Annotated in this window: 17 protein-coding genes; 7 read left to right on the plus strand and 10 right to left on the minus strand. The window is 58.3% G+C overall.

The window, feature by feature from the left end:
• Positions 1–52: 52 nt before the first annotated feature.
• Genes ACR0J0_RS18895 through ACR0J0_RS18905 form a run of 3 tightly spaced genes read right to left on the minus strand, consistent with a single transcriptional unit; the run spans position 53 to position 3019 of the window.
• Positions 53–1012 (minus strand): tripartite tricarboxylate transporter substrate binding protein, encoded by a 960-nt coding sequence (locus ACR0J0_RS18895; protein ID WP_480665573.1) that lies wholly within the window; start codon positions 1010–1012, stop codon positions 53–55.
• A 43-nt stretch (positions 1013–1055) separates the two neighbouring features.
• Positions 1056–1511, minus strand: a complete 456-nt coding sequence (locus ACR0J0_RS18900; RefSeq protein ID WP_480665574.1) for a tripartite tricarboxylate transporter TctB family protein — start codon at positions 1509–1511, stop codon at positions 1056–1058.
• Positions 1508–3019, minus strand: a complete 1512-nt coding sequence (locus ACR0J0_RS18905) for a tripartite tricarboxylate transporter permease (RefSeq protein WP_480665575.1) — start codon at positions 3017–3019, stop codon at positions 1508–1510. The genes ACR0J0_RS18900 and ACR0J0_RS18905 overlap by 4 nt, the downstream gene beginning before the upstream one ends.
• 113 nt (positions 3020–3132) lie before the next feature.
• Between ACR0J0_RS18905 and ACR0J0_RS18910 the strand changes: the two genes are divergently transcribed.
• Positions 3133–4164 carry a LacI family DNA-binding transcriptional regulator gene (locus ACR0J0_RS18910; RefSeq protein WP_480665576.1) on the plus strand — a complete coding sequence of 344 codons (1032 nt, stop codon included), beginning with the start codon at positions 3133–3135 and terminating at the stop codon, positions 4162–4164.
• Between the two features lie 62 nt (positions 4165–4226).
• On the opposite strand, the gene ACR0J0_RS18915 is transcribed toward ACR0J0_RS18910, so the two are convergent.
• The 5 genes from ACR0J0_RS18915 to ACR0J0_RS18935 are packed head-to-tail and all read right to left on the minus strand — an operon-like array spanning position 4227 to position 10004.
• Positions 4227–5237, minus strand: coding sequence for an Ldh family oxidoreductase (locus ACR0J0_RS18915; protein ID WP_480665578.1), 1011 nt, complete (start codon positions 5235–5237; stop codon positions 4227–4229).
• A 10-nt stretch (positions 5238–5247) separates the two neighbouring features.
• Positions 5248–5877, minus strand: coding sequence for a DUF3726 domain-containing protein (locus ACR0J0_RS18920; RefSeq protein WP_480665579.1), 630 nt, complete (start codon positions 5875–5877; stop codon positions 5248–5250).
• Entirely contained in the window at positions 5874–7562 is a 1689-nt protein-coding gene (locus tag ACR0J0_RS18925) for a hypothetical protein (RefSeq protein WP_480665580.1), read from the minus strand. Before ACR0J0_RS18925 ends, ACR0J0_RS18920 begins: the two co-directional genes overlap by 4 nt.
• Before the next feature lie 10 nt (positions 7563–7572).
• Positions 7573–8541 (minus strand): membrane dipeptidase, encoded by a 969-nt coding sequence (locus tag ACR0J0_RS18930; protein WP_480665581.1) that lies wholly within the window; start codon positions 8539–8541, stop codon positions 7573–7575.
• The gene (locus ACR0J0_RS18935; protein ID WP_480665582.1) at positions 8541–10004 is read right to left on the minus strand and encodes an aldehyde dehydrogenase family protein; all 1464 of its coding nucleotides are present in this window, start codon (positions 10002–10004) and stop codon (positions 8541–8543) included. Before ACR0J0_RS18935 ends, ACR0J0_RS18930 begins: the two co-directional genes overlap by 1 nt.
• Before the next feature lie 84 nt (positions 10005–10088).
• Between ACR0J0_RS18935 and ACR0J0_RS18940 the strand changes: the two genes are divergently transcribed.
• The 5 genes from ACR0J0_RS18940 (at position 10089) to ACR0J0_RS18960 (ending at position 15918) form a co-directional block, all read left to right on the plus strand.
• Entirely contained in the window at positions 10089–10961 is an 873-nt protein-coding gene (locus tag ACR0J0_RS18940) for a LysR family transcriptional regulator (RefSeq protein WP_480665583.1), read from the plus strand.
• 277 nt (positions 10962–11238) lie between these two features.
• Entirely contained in the window at positions 11239–12189 is a 951-nt protein-coding gene (locus ACR0J0_RS18945) for an ABC transporter substrate-binding protein (protein ID WP_480665584.1), read from the plus strand.
• A 77-nt stretch (positions 12190–12266) separates the two neighbouring features.
• Positions 12267–13304 (plus strand): quaternary amine ABC transporter ATP-binding protein, encoded by a 1038-nt coding sequence (locus ACR0J0_RS18950; protein WP_480665585.1) that lies wholly within the window; start codon positions 12267–12269, stop codon positions 13302–13304.
• A complete protein-coding gene (locus tag ACR0J0_RS18955; protein ID WP_480665586.1) occupies positions 13297–14886 on the plus strand; it encodes an ABC transporter permease in 1590 nt (529 codons plus the stop codon). Before ACR0J0_RS18950 ends, ACR0J0_RS18955 begins: the two co-directional genes overlap by 8 nt.
• A gap of 51 nt (positions 14887–14937) precedes the next feature.
• Positions 14938–15918 carry an arginase family protein gene (locus ACR0J0_RS18960; RefSeq protein WP_480665587.1) on the plus strand — a complete coding sequence of 327 codons (981 nt, stop codon included), beginning with the start codon at positions 14938–14940 and terminating at the stop codon, positions 15916–15918.
• Here ACR0J0_RS18960 and ACR0J0_RS18965 read toward each other — a convergent pair.
• Positions 15915–16886, minus strand: coding sequence for an agmatinase (locus ACR0J0_RS18965; protein WP_480665588.1), 972 nt, complete (start codon positions 16884–16886; stop codon positions 15915–15917). The genes ACR0J0_RS18960 and ACR0J0_RS18965 overlap by 4 nt on opposite strands.
• Before the next feature lie 72 nt (positions 16887–16958).
• The gene (locus tag ACR0J0_RS18970) at positions 16959–18479 is read right to left on the minus strand and encodes a trimethylamine methyltransferase family protein (RefSeq protein ID WP_480665589.1); all 1521 of its coding nucleotides are present in this window, start codon (positions 18477–18479) and stop codon (positions 16959–16961) included.
• Between the two features lie 184 nt (positions 18480–18663).
• On the opposite strand from ACR0J0_RS18970, the gene ACR0J0_RS18975 reads away from it, so the two are divergent.
• Positions 18664–21099, plus strand: a complete 2436-nt coding sequence (locus tag ACR0J0_RS18975; RefSeq protein WP_480665590.1) for a GcvT family protein — start codon at positions 18664–18666, stop codon at positions 21097–21099.
• Positions 21100–21146 lie beyond the last annotated feature (47 nt).

Genomic DNA, 21146 nt, shown 5'->3' on the forward strand with positions numbered 1-21146 from the left:
CTTCCTCGATTGGTTGTCCGGGGCGGATCCGATCCGCCCCGATTGGGGTCGTTCAGAGGCCAGCCAGCAATTCGTTCAGCGTCTGCTGGCGCAGCGCCCACATCTCGATCACTTCGTCACGCGTCATGATGTGCATGGGCGAGCCGCCCGCCTCCATCTTCTTGGCGACGCGGGAATTGGCGAACATCTCGGGTACGGTCACCGCCAGTTTCTCGATCACCTCAGGTGGTGTCCCCTTGGGAACCATCACACCCCGGAAGTTGACCGAGGAATTGTCGACGTCCAGCCCCTGTTCCATCATCGTCGGAACATCCGGCAAAAAGGCGTTGCGTTCCAGATCAGCGACGCCGAGAATCTTCACATTGCCCGCTTCTTGCGCACGGAACGCATCGGACAGGTTGTTGATGCCGCCCATGACTTCACCGGCGATCACGGCCTTCATAGCCGCCGCTCCGCCGCCCTTTGTCGGGATGTAGGCCATCTTGGTTCCCGCTGCCTTGTCGATCTGCAGGGCAGCGATGTGGTGGCCCACGAACAGACCCGCGCCGGATACAGTTAGTTTGCCGGGGTTGTCCTTGGCGAAGGCCACGACATCTTCCATTGAGTTGAACTCACTGTCGGCACCAACGACGAACACCGCCGGGTCTGCGCCCCAGTTTGCGATGGGTTCAAAGCTGTCAGTTGAATACTCGACACCACCTTTGATCGACTGAGCGATGAAATGCGGCACGTTATACGCGGCCAGAGTGTAGCCGTCCGGATCAGCCTGCGTCGCGAACCAGTTCCAGCCGACCCGACCGCCCGCGCCGGGTTTGTTGATGATGGCGATGGGCATTCCCAGCGCATCTTCGTTCCCGGCAGTCATGGTGACGATCCGCGCCTGAAAATCGGTCGCTCCACCGGCGCCATAGCTGACCATCATCATCAGCGGTCGTTCGGGGTATTCCTCGGCCATTGCCGCGCCCGTCAGGCCCGCCAGAGCCATAGCTGCCCCTGCAATCAATCGTTTCATTTTGCGTTTCCTCCCTGATTAAGTTCACCCGCTTCCCAAGCGGTCAGAACAGAATTTCCCTTGGTGTGTAGACGTTCAACAGCATGGCAAAGAGCCCGTACATCACCGCCACGAAGACAGCCGTGATGATCCCGCGTTTGATCCAGGTTTTGACCTCGGAATGGGGGGCCGGGTCGTAGATCGAAAGAAGAACGAAGAAGGCGATGGTTGTTGCGGTGTAGAAACCCAGTGTTTTTGCCGCCCAGAATATGTAGATCAGCGTGATGATCAGACCGGGTAGCATGTTCACGAACATTGTCCGTGTCACGCCATTCCCGACCTTGGACAACCCCATGACCGCTTTGACAAAAGTCCATCCGGCCAGCACAACAAAGACCGTCGCAATCAGACGTGGGAATAGGAATGCCTCAGCTGGCTGTTGAGTGTAACTGACCCACGTGACCCACAAGCCAACTGCAAAGACCAGACCCGATCCGAAAACATGCTGTGAGCGGTTCATGCCTGCGCCTCCTCTTTAGTGGTGTAGCGACGGCTGCGCAGTTCCATCCAGACCGAATAGGCGATCGAAGCCAGAACCACGGCGATCAGGAACAGGTTCAACCCGCCGGTCATGAAGTATGAGGCTTTGCCGACGGTCGCGTCAGCGATCATGCCGCCCTGAATAAAGTTGGCCTCGGCGATCGGTCCGAGGATCAGACCCAGCACCAGCGGCGCGGCCGAGAAGCCAAAGCGTTCTAGGAAGAACATGCCGATGCCGAGGCACGCCATGACATAGACATCACCCATCGACCCTTGGACTGAATAGGCCCCGAACACTGACAGCGCCAGAACGATGGCTGCCATTACTGACTGAGGGACTTGCGCGACCCGCGCGGCAAGACCTGCGACGTAAAGGCCAAAGATGCACATCAGAACCTGACCAATCAGCATCGAGTTTATAAAGGTCCAGGCGACGTCCGGGTGATTGTCGAAAAGATCCGAGCCCGGAAAAATCCCGTGGATCAGCAACCCGCCCAGCAGAACGGCGGCGGTTGGGCTGCCGGGAATGGACAGCGTCAGCAATGGTACCAGCGAGGGGCCGACCATAGCGTTGTTGGCGGATTCCGCGGCAATCACGCCCTCGGAATGACCCGTGCCGAACTTGTCTTTCTCGGACGAGAATTTCTTGGTTTGATCATAGGCGACAAGGCCCGCGATCTGGCCACCGACGCCCGGGATCAAGCCGATGATCGAGCCTGTCAGTGTTCCGATGCTCAGCGCGCGGGTGCGGCTGAACAGTTCTTTGAATGCAGCCGTAATCGAATGGCGCTGCACTTCGATCATCTCGGCACCGGTATTGTGGCGGCCCTTGGCGAACATCGTCAAAACCTGAGGGATCGCGAACAGGCCGATCAGCGCGGCAATGATGTTGATGCCACCGCCCAACGCGGGGTGAAAGATAAAGCGCTGCGCCCCCATGATGTCGTCGAACCCTATGGTGGCCAGCCACAGTCCTATACAGCCCGAAAGCAATCCTTTGACGACCGAGGCGGAATCCAGCGTACCAATGACGGTTACCCCAAGAATGGCCAGCCAGAACAGGTGCGACGGTCCGAACGCCAGCGCCCATTCCGCCAGCACCGGGGTCAGAAAAATCAGCAGAAGCACGCCGAAGATACCCCCGACGGCCGAGGCCAGAAAGGACAGTTGCAAAGCCCGGGCGCCTTGGCCCTGTTTGGCCATTGTGTGGCCGTCCAGAGTGGTGGCGATGTTGGCCGGAGCGCCAGGGATTTTCAGTAGAATGGCGCTGACCGCGCCGCCGGCAACGGTCGAGGTATAAGCTGCCCCCAGCAGGATCAGCCCCTGCGCGGCTTCAAGCTGAAAGGTAAACGGGATCAGCAGGGCGACGGCCATGGTCGGTGATAGGCCGGGTGTCGCGCCTAGAATTAACCCTCCGATCGTGCCGCCCAGAAGCAGCAAAAACGACAACGGCGTGAACACATCTCCGAAGTAGTAAATGAATTCCATCCAGGGCCTCCCAACCCGTCCGTTCGCACTTTTACTTTTGTTGACAAATCAGGTTAGGGGATGAAAATAGTATTGCAAATGTTTTCATAAATTCGACCGGGATGTGGAGATTTATGGTTAATTATCAAAAGGGTAAGGTGGATATTGTAGCGGTTGCAAAGGCCGCAAAAGTGTCTCCGTCAACAGTTTCTCGAACCTTCAATCACCCCGATTTGGTCAGCCCTGCGACTCGGAAAAAGATCAACAAGGCGGTGCAGCGATTGGGGTACATCCGCAACCGTGCCGCCCAAACGATGCATGGGAAGCGGTCGGGAACGATTGGCCTTGTTGTGCCCACCATCAACCACGCCATTTTCGCCGAAGTCATTCAGGCGTTCTCGGATTCAATCGACAAGGCCGGGTTCAGTCTTTTGCTGGCGTCGCACGGGTATGATCTGGATCGGGAATACGCGATGGTGCGTAAGTTTCTGGAACATCGCGTGGACGGTGTGGCGCTGGTTGGGCTGGAGCATTCGGAGGCCACGACAAGATTGATCAAGCAGCAAAAAACACCTGCGTTGGCAATCTGGAACTATTCGCAGGATTCCGTCCTTCCCTGTGTCGGTGCAGACAACCGGTTGGCCGGACGCCTGGCAGCCGAACATCTTCTGGCGATGGGGCACAGTGACATTGGGCTGATCTTTCCCGAAACCCATGGCAATGATCGGGCTCAACATAGGCTTTCTGCGGTGCATGACGTGTTGGACGAGCAAGGTATTTCGGTTCCGGATGAGCATGAAACTCAAGCGCCCTACAGTGTCGCTCAGGCCAAGCAGGCAGCTTTGATCTTGTTGACCACGCAAACGCGCCCAACGGCCTTGCTGTGCGGCAATGACGTCATCGCACAGGGAGCTTTGTACGCAGCCCAAAAACTTCGATTGCGGGTTCCTGAAGACCTGTCGATTATCGGTATTGGGGATTTCAAAGGCTCTGCAGATGTTGAACCAGGTCTGACGACCATTCGTATCCCGGCAGAGACAATCGGTGCTCTGGCGGGCGAGAGGTTCACCGACTACATCACCTCGGACAGCCCGGAGCATTTCAGACTTTGCTGCGAGTTGGAATGTATCGTCAGGCAAACGACGAACTTGGTCGCGGCCTCTTAGGTGTCCTCGGACTCGTTCGGCACCGCCAATGCGTCAGCGATGCCGATGTGCAAAGGCACGCGTCAGTTCAGGATCGCGTCGATCTTGTCCAGCGTCGCTGCATTCACTGCAACGCCGTCGGTCCCTGCCTGAATACGTTTGTCACGGCGACCATCCCCGGGAAGATGCGCGCCGTTTTGTGCGCGGATCGCCTCGACCAGTTCGCTAATCCCTGCCGCAAAAGCGTCGCCGGAGGTCACTGTCGGATCAATCGCAATAAAGAATTGTCCGGTCTTTGGTGGTCCGCCAGCAGTGCCCGAGAACGGCGATGCATTCAGACCAAGGGTCGCTCCGGTGAGGGCGGCGGCCATGATCTCGGTCAGCAATGCTACACCGACGCCCTTGTATCCACCTGACGGCGCCATCGACCCCTTGAGGCCAACGTTGGGATCGGTGGTCGGATTGCCATCTGCATCCAGCGCCCAGCCAACCGGGATCGCCTTGCCTTCGCGGGCGTGTTTCATGACCTCGCTTTTGGCAATAGTGCTGGCGCTTTGGTCGATCAACAGGGCGGGTTGGCCATCTGCGCCGGGGGCTGCAATCGAAAAAGGGTTGGTTCCGACTACGGGCTTTGCGCCGCCCGACGGGGCGATTGAGGCCGGGGCATTTGTGAAGCCCAGCCCGACCAGCCCGGCCTGCGCCAGACGGAATGTGTGATAGCCGAGAACGCCGCAGTTATAGCTGTTGCGAATGGACAGTGCGGCGATACCTTGTTCCCTCGCCGCTGGGATGAGGGCCTCGAAGCCCATGTCGATCGCGGTATGTGCAAAGCCAGTCGCTGCATCCACATTCACCACGCCTGGGCGCGGGCGCGACAATTGGGGCTGGGCCGCGCCGTCGACTTTTCCGCACTGAACATGTTCGCAATAGATTGGGATATAGGCCAGACCGTGGCTGGCAACGCCATCCGCTTCGGTGGCCGCTGTTGCGGCGGCCAGCGGGCGGGCGTTGGCTTCGGACGTGCCCGCAGCGACGAGGGCGCGGAAAGCGAGGTCTTCGATCTGATCAAGGGTCAGGGTACGGGTTTCAATCATGGGAATCTCTTCAATCGTTGTCTGACAGGCCCGCTCCGGCTCCGCGCAGGCGGGATTCTTCGGTGGCGGGGGCGTAGGTGTTGTGGGCGAACCGGTTCAGCGTGGACCAATCGGTCGGGCTGGGTTCAGCTCTGGTGTGATGGGGTGCAGCATTGGTAAGCTGACCTCCCAGATGCACTGATACCATCTTTGCTTGGTCAGTAATTGGGCCGTTCATAGCCAGATCGAAACCGTCAGTCTGGGCAATGGTCCCGTCGCATTCGATAGTCACGCGGGTATCCAGAAGACGCGCAGCATTGGCGGCAAAAGGGAGCAGCAGAGCGGGCACCGCGACGTCGCCCATCGTGATCGGGGACGATTTCACCCGGTTTGCACAATCGGACAGCAATGCGCCGGTAACCAGTGGGCACAACAGTTCATCACTGCGCCAATCTCCGCTCAGATCCGTCGGAGCGTGTTGCTTGGGCGCGTCGGCCATTCCCATCTGCAACAGTTGGGCCAACGCGCCGGTGCCGTTTTGCCCCCGGGCGCACAACCAGCGTGTTGCTTTTGCCGCCTCTTCTGCCAGCCCCCAGCTATAGCCAGCGCCACGGGTTGCCCGCTTTGCAGTGGCCTCGACCTCGTTCAGAGAGATATTCATTCTTCCAGCTCCGGGTATACCCACAAATCAGCGGTCTCTGTGCTCAGGTCCTCGGGGTAGGGCGCTCCGGAATACATGCAGATTCGCACCCACCGGTCCGAGCGTGGATCGAAATGCGTTGCGCCGAAAAAGGAAAGCTTGGCCCGCAGCATATCGATAGGCATGACACCGGAACCGATTGTGTTGTCGTGAATTTCGCCATACGGGGCAATGCGACCGATCTGGGCGCGCCGGATTGTATGGCGATGTTCGGGGTGGAGCAGCAAAAACTCGGCGATGGGCGCTTCGTCCGGCCAGACAGACAATTCCGCGAAAGCCGCCACCGCATCGCGCGCGGGGGCCAAAGGTTGTTCGTAGTCGGAAATCGGTTCCTCGAACCGTTCACCCAATCGTGGCTCCAGTTTTTCCTCGGACACGTACCAGGCGCGGGCACAGTTCGCCTCGTCAGACCAGTCCAGGTTCAAAGCCCAATCAAAGCGATCCCTGATCAGAGCGCGGGTTTGCGCAACGGTCATGGCCCCGTCGATGATCTGTGCCTGGGCATTTCCATCGGCCATGCAGTCCGTCAGGCCGTCCACCAGATCGCCATAGGGTTCCAGAACAAGCGATGCGAGCAGTTCCTGCCCCTCTTCACTGAGCGTTGTTTCCGACCACTGGATCAGCCGCTCCCATGGGTGGTTTTGGGTAAAGTCGTCCTGGTTCAGATAGTCGGAAATCGCGGCAAGGTCGGCATTTAGCGCCGACAGCTTCTCAATCTGGATTGGATGTTCAGACCGCCACCAAGACATCGACAGTTTGCAGCGCTCATATATGTCCCGAAACTGCTGTGCTTCACTGTCTGACGCGGTTGGCAGGGATCGTACCCGCGCAAGCGCTTCTTCCCGCACCATGATCCAATTGTTGAACAGCACCGGATGGTTCACGATGAAGGGAGCCATACCCAGACCAGTGGAGTTGCCGATGCCCAGCCATTGAGCGATATCTGGGTCCAGTTCCGCTGTTTGTATGCCACCTTTGACGCGGGCCATGTGTTGCACCAGGTCGCGAACAAAGGTTCGTGTCAGATAGACTGACAGCATCTCTGCCTGAAACGGCGCGTTCAGTTCGGGTCGATTTGCTGTCTTCTCACGGTCGGCAGCGCCGAACTTGCCCGACCCGTATACGGCGGTCGTGCGCATCAAGTAGCCGACTTTGTAAATCTGCTCAAGGTCGGGTTGCCGCCCTGCGGCCAGCCTGTCGACCACATGCGCCCACAACCGGACGGACCGGTTTGCGCGAGACAGCGACAGCTCAGCTTCGCTGACCCGGCCAGCCTCTTGCAGTGGCACGTTTTCCGACAGGCGTTGAATGTCCTGCTCGGTTGGGACGCCGTCGAATAAGGCAAAAGTGGCGTCCCACGCCTCGGCAATCACACGATCTGAACGTTGTTCAGGTGGCAGGTCATGGGCAAAAGCGACGAGCGAGTATGCATGATCCGGCCCCTGCGCGGTGTAGACCGCGTGCCCGACACCTTTGTCGTCAATTTCAAAAGTGGGGCGCGAGAATCTCCAGTTTTCTTCTGCCATGCGGCGGGTCAGTTGCCGCATAAAGCTGAGCCGACATTGATGCAGCGATCCTAAGCGTGACAACCTCATGACCGTGGCTGGGTCACGTCTGGCGATCTCTGTCTGCGCGTGTGGTTCCATTCGGTTACCTTTATGGGACGAAGTTCTCGGCAAAGAACCGATACCAGTTCTTGCCCATGATCCCGGCCACTTCGTCATCGTTTAAGCCGGTCGCGCGTAACCCTTTTTCGATGTTTCCAAAGTCTCGGTTGTCTTGAAACCAACCCGGCATTGGCGGAAAACCCGGCGCCGAGGCCGAGCCTTCGCCGTAGTCGATTTCTTTTGTCCAGCGCCCAACACGCATCCACTCCACGACACTGTCGGGTTGATCCTGGCACAGGTCGGTGCCAATCCCCAGATTTTGCGCACCGTATTTTTCAGCCGTTCGGGCAATCATCTCGCAAAAGCTCTCCAGCGTGCAGTCGGATTTGTCCTTCAGATGATGAGGGTAGACCGAAAAGCCCAGCATCCCACCGTTTTCCGTGACCGCGCGGATCACCGCGTCGCGTTTGTTGCGCAGTGCCGGGGACCACTCGTGCGGATTGGCGTGGGTGATGGCGATCGGGCGCTCGGACAGCTCCGCTGCTTCGATAGTCGAACGATCCGCCGAATGGCTCATGTCGACCACCAGACCCACCCGATTCATCTCTTTGATGACCTGTTTGCCCATGCGCGTGATGCCGGTGTCTTCGGCCTCGTAACAACCTGTCGCCAGGAGGGACTGGTTGTTATAGGTCAGTTGCATGAACCGCGCGCCAAGATCGTGCAGGATTTCCACCAGCCCGATATCGTCTTCGATGGGCGAGGGATTCTGGAAGCCAAAGAACACGGCTGTCCGCCCGGTTTCGCGCGCGACGTCGATATCGCTGGCCCAGCGGCCCTTCATGATCAGGTCGGGGTACAGTTCGAACCAGCGGTTCCACTTTTCAAAGTTCAGAACCGTTTCGCGGAAGTTCTCGTGGTACGAGATGGTGACATGGATCGCGTCCACGCCACCTTCACGAAGTTGGCGGAAGATCTTCTCCGACCAATTGGCGTATTGCAGCCCGTCGATGCGCATCAGACCGGTGTTCCCGCGCTGATATAGGCGGTTTTGACGGTCGTGTAGAATTCCGCCGCTGCCTTGCCCTGTTCGCGTGGCCCGTACGAGCTGTCGCCGCGCCCACCGAAGGGGACGTGATAGTCGGTGCCTGCCGTCGGCAGGTTGACCGTGACAACACCGGTGCGAGCGTTGCGGCGGAAGTGGGTCGCGCGCGCAAGGCTTTGGGTCACGATGCCTGACGTCAGTCCGAAGTTGGTGTCGTTCACTACGTTCAGCGCTTCTTCATAGCTGCCAACCTTGATGACGCTGGTTAGCGGCGCAAACATCTCTTCGCGGTTGATACGCATGTTGTTGTTGGTGTTCAGGAAGACACCAGGGGACATGTAGAACCCGTTATGCGGCATCTCCAAGCGCTGACCGCCGCAGGCCAGTTCCGCACCCTCGGACTTGCCCAGATCGACATAGGCGAGGTTTTCGTTCAACTGCTGTTCGCTGACGACCGGTCCCATCTGAACACCTTCTTCCAGCGCGTGGCCGACTTTCATCGCCTGCGCGCCAGCCACGAGTTTCTCGACAAACGCGTCATGCACACCGGTATGAACAACCAGACGCGAAGACGCGGTGCATTTCTGACCCGTTCCGCCGAATGCGCCACCAAGGGCCAGCGTCACCGCCAGATCCAAATCCGCATCGTCCATAACGGCCAGAGCGTTCTTGGATCCCATCTCCATCTGAACCTTGGTCAGGTTCTGAATGGCTGCCGCGGCAATGCCCTTTCCGACCGGGACCGAACCGGTGAATGAAATCGCGTTGACCTTGGGGCTTTCAACCAGACGCTGACCGATCGACCTGCCAGAGCCCATGACAAGGCTGAAAAGACCCTTGGGGATGTCCTGACGCTCGATAATCTCGGTAAGCGCCACAGCGGACGCCGGGGTAATATTCGCGGGCTTCCAAACAACTGCGTTGCCATAGCATAGCGCCGGAGCGATCTTCCACGAGGCAGTCGCGGTCGGGAAGTTCCACGGGCTGATGATGGCAACCACGCCGACAGCCTCACGTCGCACGTCGATCTCCACGTTGGGGCGGACACTGTCGGCATTTTCACCGATCTGGCGCAGGCACTCGGCAGCGTAATAGGTGAAGAACTGACCGGCGCGATAGACCTCGCCTTTGCCTTCGGCCAGCGGCTTGCCCTCTTCGCGGGACAGCAGGGTGCCCAGCTCTTCGGCGCGCGACATCAACTCATTGCCGATGCTCATCAGGACAGCTTGCTTGCGCTCGGGCAAATAGGCTTCCCACTCCGCCTGCGCAATGCGCGCCTGATCCAGCGTTGCCTCGAGTTGATCGGCGCTTGCCTGAGCAAACATACCGACCAGATCGCTCAAGTCCGAAGGGTTGCGGTTTTCAATCTCGGATTCACCCGCCAGCCATTCGCCGGCGATCAGGTTCAGTTTGGTCACGATGCGCCCCAGAGTCATAAAATAGGTCTGGCGCAGGATGGCTTTATTTGATGATATCAGTCAAACTCAAATAAATTGAGCAAACTTCAGAAAAGGTGAAGCTTGGCGATCAAGATCGAGACATTGCGGTGTTTTTGCACCGTCGCCCAAACCGGCAATCTGGTCGAAGCTGCCGACAGGCTAGGCCGCACACAGTCGGCGGTATCAATGACCCTCAAGCAGTTTGAGGAACATCTGGGCAAGAAGTTGTTTGAAGGAGAGCGCAAAAACCAGCTGTCTCCGCTGGGTATGCAAGTCTTTGAGGCAGCACTGAAACAGGTGCGGCAGTTCGACCAGACTATTCTTGAGATTGAGGCGGCCGCCAAAGCCGAACACGGCCTGCTGCGCATCGTGTCGGTGCCATCGGTCGCCGCGTTAGTGTTCCCAAAAGTGTTGGCGCACATCACCCAACGCTTTCCCGGCGTGAAGGTCGAGCTGCGCGACACTGACACGCAGCAGGTTCTGGACGCGTTGGTCGAGGGCAAGGCGGATATCGGTATCGCATCGGGGCAGCACGCGCTAAACGGTGTCCGGTCGATTCCCCTGTTCCAGGACAGGTTCGGTCTTGTCTGCGCGTCCGATCACCCGCTGATGACGCAGCCGGTGCCTCCGACAATTCAACAAGTTCTGTCGACACCGTTCATCCGAAATGCGCTGTGTGAACATATCCAGTCGCCGCGGTTTCACGAGTCTGAAGCGCAGGCAGACGTAACCATTCACAACACCCATTCCTTGATCACGATGGTCCGGACTGGGGATTGGGTCACTGTTCTGCCGCAAACGGTTGCCGATTTCATTCCAGAGGCGACGGCGTTTCGCGAAATCGAGGACTTGCCTGATCAACGTCAAGTCTGTCTTTATGTAAACGAACGCGCGCGGTTCAAACATCTGACCCAAGAGACAGTTAGTTACATTCTGGAAAAGGGCACCGTTTAACAGCAAACTTCCTGCGCTGGTTCCTGATGTGACGCCTGCTCAGTCGCAGTTCCGGAAAAATCGAAATATTTCTACGATAATCTCGAATACAAGGGTCTGATGGACGTAACTCTTGATGGGTGGCGCGTCTGCGTGCTTCAGTTTTCTGGCCAGCTTGGCGCATCGCGCCGGTGGCCAATAACAGGGGAAGTATCGTCTTCCCGACTTGGTTTGCAAGGTGCACCAATGCCCACGGGTAGAACTTCAGCACCGCGGACGCCCAACATGGAGACACCAAATGAACAAACTAGCCACGTTACTGGGAGGCGCGTCCGTTGCGATCGCCGGACCAGCTCTTGCCGCTGATATTGTGATCGGTGTGCCGAACTGGCCTTCGGTAAACGCGACAGCGCATATTCTGAAGGTTGCGATTGAACAGAACCTCGGGCTTGAGGTTGAACTTCAGAACGGCACCAACCCGATCGTGTTCGAGGCGATGGACTCCGGTGCCATGCATGTTCACCCCGAAGTGTGGATGCCGAACCAGCAGAACCTGCACGACACTTACGTCACAGACAAAGGAACCGTCGCGTTCAACCCCAACGGCGTCGAAGCCTTTCAGGGGATGTGCGTGGACAAGGCGACTGCGGATGCCAATGATATCAGGTCAATTGACGATCTGACCAATCCGGACATCGCGGCGCTGTTCGACAGCAATGGTGATGGACAGGGTGAGCTGTGGATCGGCGCGCCGGGCTGGGCCTCGACCAATGTCGAGAAAATCCGGGCCAAATCCTATGGCTATGATCAGGTCTTTGAACTGACCGAGATCGATGAAACCGTTGCCTATGCCAACCTCGACAACGCGATCAAGGCTGGCGATGCGTGGGTTGGGTTCTGCTATACCCCGCATTACGTTTTTGAATTGCATGAGTTGCAGGTGCTGGAAGAGCCCGCCTATGACGCGGCGAAATGGAACGTGTTGCAACCGACCGATGATCCGGACTGGCTGGAAAAATCCGAGGCCGGTGTTGCCTGGGATCTGGCCTATTTGCATCTGCACTACGCAAAGTCCCTTGAGGAAGAGTACCCCGAAGTCGCCCGTATGCTGTCCAACATGAAACTGGATACCGATACGGTTTCGGCGATGACCTATGCTCTGGTGATCGACGGGAAGGAACCGGCGGCCTACGCAGAGGAATGGGTTGGCGCAAATGAAGATGCCGTTCTGGGTTGGATGTCCGAGTGATTGACGCCCTTCGGAACTGAAACTCGGACAGGCCGTCGGGAAAGCCCGGCGGCCTGTTTTGCATCAAAGGGATGAAAATGACCGAAACAGTCGTTAAACTGACGGATGTCTGGAAGGTCTTTGGCGCCCGAGCCGAAGAAGCCATGGAAGCCGTCCGGAACGAAGGCATTGGAAAGCCTGAAGTTCTGGAAAGATTCAATTGTGTGGTAGGCGTTCAGGGCGCGACCTTCGAAGTGCCAAGGGGCGAGATTTTCTGCATCATGGGCCTGTCGGGTTCAGGCAAATCTACGCTGGTGCGCCACGTCAATCGCCTGATCGAACCCACCGCCGGAAAGATCGAGATTCTCGGGCATGACGTGTCCAAGATTTCCGAGGCCGAACTGCGCCGCATCAGGGCCATGCAAATCGGGATGGTGTTTCAACATATGGCGCTGATGCCGCACCGCTCGGTTCGGGATAACGTGGCCTATCCGCTGGAAATTCGCAGAGTTTCCAAGTCCAAGCGCTGGGCGGTTTCTGACCACGCCTTGGGGCTGGTGGACCTGACCGGTTATGAGGACCGTTTGCCCAAGGAACTGTCGGGCGGTATGCAGCAACGGGTAGGGATTGCCCGTGCGCTGGCCTCGGACCCTGAAATTCTGCTGATGGATGAGCCATTCTCGGCGCTCGACCCATTGATCCGGCTGCAGCTGCAGGACCAGTTCAAAGCGCTGGTGGCGCAGTTGCAAAAGACCACGCTGTTCATCACGCATGATTTGGACGAGGCCATTCGCATTGGCCATCGCATCGCCATCATGAAAGACGGTGTAATCGTTCAGATCGGTACGCCCGAAGACATCGTTATGAACCCGGCAGACGACTATGTGCGTGAATTCGTTCAGGGTATTTCCAAGCTCAAACTGGTCAAGGCGCATTCGATTATGGAGCCGATCGAAAGCTACTCTGGCCCCACCGAAGGCGCGCCACGCGCAGATGAAGGCGCAGATCTGGACCAGTTGATCGATCTTGCCGTCAATACGGACCTGCCGGTCATCATAACCGATTCAGGCAGCGACGTGGGGGTCGTAACAAAGCCGCGTCTGCTGCGCGGTATTCAGGGGGGCAAAAATGACTGATGCAACAATGGAACTGAAAGTCACAGCCGCCTCGGACATCGAAGTCGACCGCGATGCGCTGGACCGCTCTATTCATGAGTTCGTCGGGCCGAACGGTGACTATTACGTCAAAGCGTTTCACAAAATTCACGATGCGACCAGCGGAGTGCCCAACACGTTCAATTTTTGGGCGGCTGTATTGGGGCCGTTCTGGTCCGCCTCACGTGCGATCTGGGGAATGTTTTGGACGTTCCTGATCCTGGAAATCATCGCCTGGGTTCAAATTGGACGCGGCGCCTGGGGAAATCCCGGTGCTGACCTAGCAGAACGCGCCGCGCGTCAACAAGCGCGCGCGGACGAGTTGTTGGCCCGCGCGGCGGACGCCACGGAAAAAGCGGATATCGACCGTTTCAACAAGCTGGCGGCGAACATCCAGAAAGCAGCGGATTCCAGTTTCGAGAAAGCGGCGGCGGCCCAGTCCGAAGCATTGGGCATCATGATCACCGGCCTGCTGATGCTGCTGGTTTTCAAGCTGGTGCAGGGGTTTTACGCGGACCGTGTATACGAAAAGCAGTACTCGAAGTGGCGTATCGATCCTAACAGTACTGAAAGCGGCCGTTCAACCCGCAACACGGTTCTGGGCGCGGTGCTGATAGCCGCCATTGGACCGTTGATCGTCTACAAGTTCACCGTAAACGCCTCACTGCCGTTGCTGGACGCATTCCCCGAGCAACAAGTATCCGAGATGATATTGGGCGAGGGCAACGGAACTTTGTTCTCAAGTCTCGCTAGCTGGATGGAGGCCCAGATCGACGCAGCGGCTGCGGCCGGGGGTGACGTATTCGACGGGATCGTTGCGGGCGTGCGTTCAGTTCTGGATGCGCTGACGGTCGCGCTGATCGGCTCTCCGTGGCCGGTTGTGATGCTTGTGATCTGCGTGACCGCATGGCGCGCGGCTGGACCGAGGGTGGCGATCTTCACAGCTTCGTCTTTGGCCTATATCGCGTTGCTGGGTTACTGGGACGTGGCGATGGAAACCGTGGCTCTGGTCGGGGCGGCGGTGTTGTTGTGCGTTGTGTTCGGTATCCCGTTGGGTATCTGGTTCGGTAAATCCAAACGGGCGTATCGCGCCGCCGAACCGGTTCTGGACCTGATGCAGACGCTTCCGGCCTTTGTTTACCTGATCCCGATTATCGCCTTCTTTGGCACGGGCAACCCGCCGGGCATTCTGGCCACGATCATCTTTGGCATGCCGCCGGTGATCCGCCTGACGGCCTTGGGGATGCAAGGCGTTCCTGAAAGTATCAAGGAGGCGGCGGTCGCATTCGGAGCTTCGAAATGGCAATTGCTGAAGGATGTCGAGATCCCGCTGGCGCTGCCATCGATCATGACAGGTGTGAACCAGACCATCCTGATGTGCCTGTCGATGGTGGTTATCATCTCGCTGATTGGCGGCGGCGGATTGGGCAAGGAAATCCTTGAAGCCCTGCAATACGCCGCCAAGGGGCCGGGCCTGTTGGGCGGGTTTGCAATCCTTTTCCTGGCCATGGTCATGGACCGGATCGTGCAAGGTGCCTTCCGGCGGGAAGACGAAAAAATCTGAACATTTGCGCCCCGGTTTAGATCGGGGCGTTTTCTTTGATCGAGGGAAATCATGACCGACCTTTACGAGCAATCCATGATGGACAATCTGTATTGGTGGGGTGTACCCACCTTGTTCCGTTGCCCCAATGTCGGACCTAAGGGACAGGATATCGCGCTGGTGGGGGTGCCGCATTCGACCGGTAATGGCACGACCGAAAGAGATCAGCATCTGGGTCCGCGCGCCTTGCGCCACGTCTCGGCCGTACAGCGGCGGGTGCATTCGGTATTCGAAATCGACCCGTGGAACAGCGCGCGGATCGCTGACGTGGGCGATGTCCCGTTTCCGAAGGCTAACGATAACGAGGACTGCATCGAACGCATCACCGAATTCTACAAGGATATCGATGCAGCCGGCGCGCGCCCCGTTTCCGTTGGCGGAGACCATTCCATCACCGGCGGGATCGTGCAGGCGCTGGGCCGAGGCCAGATTGCCGGTGGTCAGCCGGTCAGTTTTCTGCACCTTGACGCACATACGGATGTGTTCACAAAGGTCGACCATTTTCTGGGCGCCAAAAAGTCGGCGGCCCATTGGGGCGCGTATCTTGCCGATCAGGGGCAGGTTGATCCGACACGATCGATGCAGATCGGGTTGCGTGGCCATCCGCGCAGCCTGGACTGGCTGCAACCGTCTTACGACTATGGTTACAGCATCGTCACCATGCGCGAGTTCCGCCAGCGTGGGCTGGAGGACGTGGTTGCTCAGACCAAAGAAGTTTTGGGTGATCGTCCGGTCTATATCACGTTCGATCTGGACTGCCTCGACCCGACCGTAGCACCCGCTGTGTCCAATCTGGAGCCCGGCGAGAAGGGGTTCGATATTGATGAAGCTGTTGGCATCCTGCGCGCGGCGCGCGGGTTGAATATTGTGGGCGGCGATGTGGTCTGCATGATGCCGACCAAGGACAGTCCGAACAACATCACCGCGCTGACCGCAGCGGCGGTGATGTTCGAGATGATTTCGATGATCGCAGAGAACGTCGCCGCGAGTTAAGCTCGCCGAGCGTCGACGGCCTGTGCCAGAACGCAAAGCAATTCAAACATCAGCGAAATGCCCAGCCACGCGGTGCCTCCGTTCGGATCGAACGGGGGTGAGACCTCGACCAGATCGGCACCAATCAGGTTCACACCGGACATCTGGCGAATGACCTGCTGGGCCTGAAAGCTGTTGGGGCCGCCGATTTCCGGTGTGCCGGTGCCGGGCGCGTATGTCGGATCGACAAAGTCGATATCGTAGGTGCAATAGGTGGGGGCCGTTCCGACGATACCGCGCACCTCGGCCATCACGTCGTCGATGCCTCGATCAAACAGCTCTTCGATGCGGATGATGCGAATGCCCTGCGCCTCGCCCCACTCGATATCTTCGGTGTTGTAGGCAGTGCCGCGAATGCCGACCTGCACAAAGCGTTTGGGGTCGACGAGACCTTCTTCGACCGCGCGTCGGAACGGAGTGCCGTGAGTGAATTTATGGCCGCCGAAATAGGTGTCGAACAGATCTGTGTGGCTGTCGAACTGGATCAGGCCGACAGGGCCCGTGGCGGCCAATGCGCGCAGGACGGGCAGGGTGGTCAGGTGATCCCCGCCCGCGGTCAAAGGCGTGATGCCTTTGGTGTGCAGGGTCGAGTAATAGTCAGTGACCCGGTTTAGGGTGTCTTCGATATCGACCGGATTGGGCGCGACGTCCCCCAGATCAGCGCAATTGACCAACGAGAACGGCGCGACTCCGGTAACGGGGTTCATCGCCCGGATCATCGTGGAATAGTCTCGCATCTGCCGTGGACCATGCCGCGCGCCGGGGCGATTAGTGGTGCCGCCGTCCCAGGGAATACCGACAAGACCCAGTTCGACATCAGATATGCGTTCGTGGTCCAGATCCAGACTGGGCAGGCGCATGAAAGTGGGGATGCCGGCAAACCGGGCCAACTCCATCGCCGATACCGGCTGAAAAAATGAATCGGTCATGGGCCTATCCTCCGCAGGTTTCCTCGGGTGACCCTAGCGGGTCATCCACTAACTGGGAATGCCCTGTGGTTTTCAGATCAAAATGCGAAACCGTCTGCGAATTTCGGCGTCCTGTTCGGGCGTAAGATATTCTGGGTGATGGGTGGCCAGAACGTCCTTGGCGGCTTGATTTGCCGACGACCATGCATCCTTGGCGCCATCGTCTTGCCAGGTGCGCGGTTCCTGACGGTCCGCAAGTTCGGGATAAAAATAATCCCGTTCCATCGCAGCATAAGTGTGTTCGCTACCCAAAAAGTGCCCGTCACCCAGAACCGATTGGCAGATGGCGTCAAAGCCAAGGTTCTCTTCGGTAACTTCGATCCCGCGCAAGGCGCGATAGGTGTGCGAATGCATTTCGTTGTCCAGAACAAAAGCCTCGAAACTCGCGCCCAGCAGCGATGCGGTCATGCCCGAACTCTCGTAGATCAGATTGCCCCCGGCCAGCGCGGCGGCAAGTGACGTCATCCCCTTCTCAACCCCGTATTGCGCGTCAATGGCTTTGGCGTCCGTCATCGAGGCCGCGACGCCGGAAGGCAGCCCCATCCAATTGATGATCTGCGCGGATGCTGCGTTGAGAATCGCCGTTTCGCCGCTGCCTCCGGCGAATGACCCGGTTCTGAGATCCACGATGAAGGGCCAATTGGAAAACACCATAGGAAAGCCGGGTTTGATTGTGTTGACCATCACAAGGCTGGCCAGTGTCTCGGCCAGCGATTGCGCCAGAAATCCGGCCAATGTTGCCGGGGCCGTCGCCCCTGCCTGCGCGGCCGTGATACAGGACATCGGTATGTTGTGAGCAATGCATTCATAGACGACGTCCACCGCATCCTCGCCATATCTCAGCGGAGAAATGACCGGACTGATATGGGCTTTCAGAAAGGGTCTTTTGGCAAATTCACCTGGCCCTCCAGCCACGATATCCAGCATTTCAATGATTGGGCCAACGTGTTCGGCCAGTGTGAACGAGGTGGCCACCGGCTTGGTCGTGTTGCGCACCAGCGCGTAGACCGTGTTGACGTCCAGATCGACTACGTCGGGCACGTCGGTCGCCACGCAGCACCGGGTGAACCAGCTGACATTAGCCAACGTATCCTGCAGTCGCGTGAAGTCATGCAGATCGGCCAACGTGGACGGGCGGTAAACCCCGCTGTCGATGTCCAGCGTCTGAACCGCGGCGCCTCCGGTGCCGAAGAATACGCGGTCACCACCCACCTCGATCGAACGGCTTTCATCCCGACCGTGGAACACGAAATTTTTGGCGGCCGAATTGATCGCGCGCTGGACCATCGCGCGCGGAAACACCAGGCGGTCCTGCGCAACAGGTTGAGCACCGGCAACTAGGAGATCTGCAGCAAGCCGTTCCGGAACGCTCCCCATGCCCAGCTGCTCAAGCAGACGCAGGGCGGTGTCGTATATCTGCTCGATTTCCGCCGGGCTCAATGGCTTGAACGCGCCGCCTTTCTGACCGGGCGGGCAGGGATCGACAACCGGTTTGGCGGCACGCTGTGCATGGCGCGCTTTTCGACCGCTTCGTTTCGTACCCTCCGATGTCATCCGGCCCAATTCCCTTACTCTGTTTTCTGCACCGTAAGACGCAGAACGAGCCGACATCAAAGCGGAAACGCCATTTTCAGAATCCGAAATCGCAGTTTCGATTTTCCAGCACCGGCATTTGCGCGGTTGTCGCGGTAACCTGTAATTCCGCAAGACTTGTCCGGGACCTATGGGAGCAAAGCCAATGAAGTCACGGACCAGAGCCGTTGTGATCGGTGGCGGGATCGCAGGATGCTCGACACTGTATCACCTGACCCAAGAGGGGTGGAGCGATGTGGTGCTTGTCGAGCGGGATGAACTGACCTCAGGCACAACATGGCATTCTGCTGCGCAGGTTACCAATTTCGGCATGAACCAGACAATGGTGGGCCTGAAATCCCATTCGATCCGATTGTACAAAGAGCTGGCCGATGATCCGGACTATCCGATCAACTACCATCACGGGGACGGTGGGATACGTCTGGCCAATACCGAAGGACAGATGCAGGGCTATCGCCATTTCGCCTCAATGGCCCGGGGAATGGATGTGCATTTTGAGGTGATTGATGCCGATGAATGCGCACGCCGCCACCCATTGATATCGACCGACAACCTGATCGGCGGTTTGTGGGACCCACTGGACGGAGACATCGATCCTGCGCAATTGTGTCAGGCGCTGGCGCGCCGCGCGCGCAAGGCAGGGGCGGAGGTTTATCGAAACACGCCCGTAACCGGATTGACGCAGCACAGCGATGATACTTGGACCGTACATACTCAGCACGGGGATATTGACTGTGACGTCGTGGTCAACGCCTGCGGCTACAGGGTCAATGAAGTTGGCGCGATGATGGGGGTCCATCATCCCGTGTCGTCGATGGAGCATCAGTATTTCCTGACCGAAGAGATACCCGCCATACGCGATGCCGATCACCGGATGCCCCTGCTTCGGTGTCCGATCAGCGACTATTACTGTCGGCAGGAAAAGAATGGCCTGCTTGTTGGGTTTTACGAACAGGGCTGCAAAACTTGGGGGATGGACGGGATCGATCCGAATTTCGTCAACGCATTGTGCCCTGACGATCTGGACCGAGTGACGGATGTGTTGGAAGGCGCCTTCGCTCGTATGCCTGCGCTGATGGAGGTCGGCATTCACACGGTTGTTAATGGGCCGATCACCTACACAATCGACGGGGCGCCACTGGTCGGACCGATACCCGGCAAGCGCAACGCGTATTGCATTATCGGTTTGCGCGCGGGCCTTGGCGAAGGCGGGGGTCACGGTTGGCTGCTGGCCCAGCAAATCGTGCACGGAGAAGCGTGTTATGACACCTGGTGCCTCGACCCGCGGCGGTTCACGGGCCACGCCAATGTGGAACTGACAGCGCTCAAGGCGGTTGAGGATTACCAGAACGAATTCCGGTTTCACTTTCCCCATGAGCACCGTCCCGCCGGCCGGCCGGCCAAGACAACCCCTCTAACGCCTGTTCTGGCATCCGAAGGGGCAGAGTTCACTGTGGTCAACGGGTGGGAGAGGGTGGATTACATCAAACCTTCCCCTGAATTCTCACCAACACACAGTTTCGATTTTGACGAAACCTTCGATCTGATTGCTGCCGAGGTTCGGAATGTTCAGACCGGCGTTGGGTTGGCCGAAGTGAACGGATTCAACAGGATCGAAATCACAGGCTCGGATAGGCACGCGTTTCTGGACCGGATGTTTTGCGGTGCCGTGACCCGGCGCGAGGGGCGCGTCGGGCTGGGCTATCTGCTGAACCATCACGGAATGGTCAAGGCCGAGGCAACGGTGGCCAATCTTCCCCGCAGTGACCGGGGGCCGGGTCGTGTGTGGTATGGCTCGGCCGCCGCAAGCGAGTTTCACGACATGGACTGGTTGCGGACGCACTTGCAAAGCGGCGAAGACGTTCACCTGCGCAGTCTCACAAATGATCAAACTATTCTGGTATTGGCGGGCCCCAAGTCGCGAGAGGTATTATCGGGTTGTGCCAGAGGGGACTGGTCCGCCCATGCGTTCCCCTGGCTCAGCGTCCGTGAGTGTTTCGTCGGCATTGCTCCGGTTACTGTCATGAACCTCAGTTTCTCGGGTGAGTTGGCCTACGAAATCCACGTGCCCAACGCCTCGCTCTATGCGGCCTATCTGGCGCTGCGGCGGGCTGGCGAAGCGCACGGTTTGAAACTGTTTGGCGCGCGGGCCGTTGAGACGATGCGCATGGAGAAGAGCTTTTTGCATTGGAAAGCCGACCTGATCACTGAGTTTGACCCTTATGAAACAGGCCTGGAACGGTTTGTGCGACTCGATAAGGGCGACTTCGTCGGGCGCGAAGCGTTGCTGAAACGGCAGTCGGAGGGGCCGCGCAAAAAACTCGTTTCGCTGCAAGTTTCCTCGACCCGTGGTCCCGCGCATCCAGGTGCGTCGCTTATGCTGGGCGACAAGGTCGTTGGCACGATCACCTCAGGTGAATGGGGGCATCGAATCGGTCTGAACCTGGCGCATGGGTTTGTTGATCCTTCGGCAGCGGAGGTAGGCTGTGAAATGGAGCTGGACAGCTGCGGCCAACGCGTTCGCGCAAGTGTGATCCCGCCCTGTCCATACGACCCGGGTTTCGAGAGGATGCGGGCGTAGGCCCGGACCCGACCGCCAAATTCATCATTGCCGTAGAGGCAAATCTT

It is taken from the genome of Ruegeria sp. BF12 (genome assembly GCF_056538705.1).

Coding starts and splice junctions, on each gene's coding strand:
- ACR0J0_RS18895 (WP_480665573.1), bottom strand. CDS start 1,012: ATGAAACGATTGATTGCAGGGGCAGCTATGGCTCTGGCGGGCCTGACG.
- ACR0J0_RS18900 (WP_480665574.1), bottom strand. CDS start 1,511: ATGAACCGCTCACAGCATGTTTTCGGATCGGGTCTGGTCTTTGCAGTT.
- ACR0J0_RS18905 (WP_480665575.1), bottom strand. CDS start 3,019: ATGGAATTCATTTACTACTTCGGAGATGTGTTCACGCCGTTGTCGTTT.
- ACR0J0_RS18910 (WP_480665576.1), top strand. CDS start 3,133: ATGGTTAATTATCAAAAGGGTAAGGTGGATATTGTAGCGGTTGCAAAG.
- ACR0J0_RS18915 (WP_480665578.1), bottom strand. CDS start 5,237: ATGATTGAAACCCGTACCCTGACCCTTGATCAGATCGAAGACCTCGCT.
- ACR0J0_RS18920 (WP_480665579.1), bottom strand. CDS start 5,877: ATGAATATCTCTCTGAACGAGGTCGAGGCCACTGCAAAGCGGGCAACC.
- ACR0J0_RS18925 (WP_480665580.1), bottom strand. CDS start 7,562: ATGGAACCACACGCGCAGACAGAGATCGCCAGACGTGACCCAGCCACG.
- ACR0J0_RS18930 (WP_480665581.1), bottom strand. CDS start 8,541: ATGCGCATCGACGGGCTGCAATACGCCAATTGGTCGGAGAAGATCTTC.
- ACR0J0_RS18935 (WP_480665582.1), bottom strand. CDS start 10,004: ATGACTCTGGGGCGCATCGTGACCAAACTGAACCTGATCGCCGGCGAA.
- ACR0J0_RS18945 (WP_480665584.1), top strand. CDS start 11,239: ATGAACAAACTAGCCACGTTACTGGGAGGCGCGTCCGTTGCGATCGCC.
- ACR0J0_RS18950 (WP_480665585.1), top strand. CDS start 12,267: ATGACCGAAACAGTCGTTAAACTGACGGATGTCTGGAAGGTCTTTGGC.
- ACR0J0_RS18955 (WP_480665586.1), top strand. CDS start 13,297: ATGACTGATGCAACAATGGAACTGAAAGTCACAGCCGCCTCGGACATC.
- ACR0J0_RS18960 (WP_480665587.1), top strand. CDS start 14,938: ATGACCGACCTTTACGAGCAATCCATGATGGACAATCTGTATTGGTGG.
- ACR0J0_RS18965 (WP_480665588.1), bottom strand. CDS start 16,886: ATGACCGATTCATTTTTTCAGCCGGTATCGGCGATGGAGTTGGCCCGG.
- ACR0J0_RS18970 (WP_480665589.1), bottom strand. CDS start 18,479: ATGACATCGGAGGGTACGAAACGAAGCGGTCGAAAAGCGCGCCATGCA.
- ACR0J0_RS18975 (WP_480665590.1), top strand. CDS start 18,664: ATGAAGTCACGGACCAGAGCCGTTGTGATCGGTGGCGGGATCGCAGGA.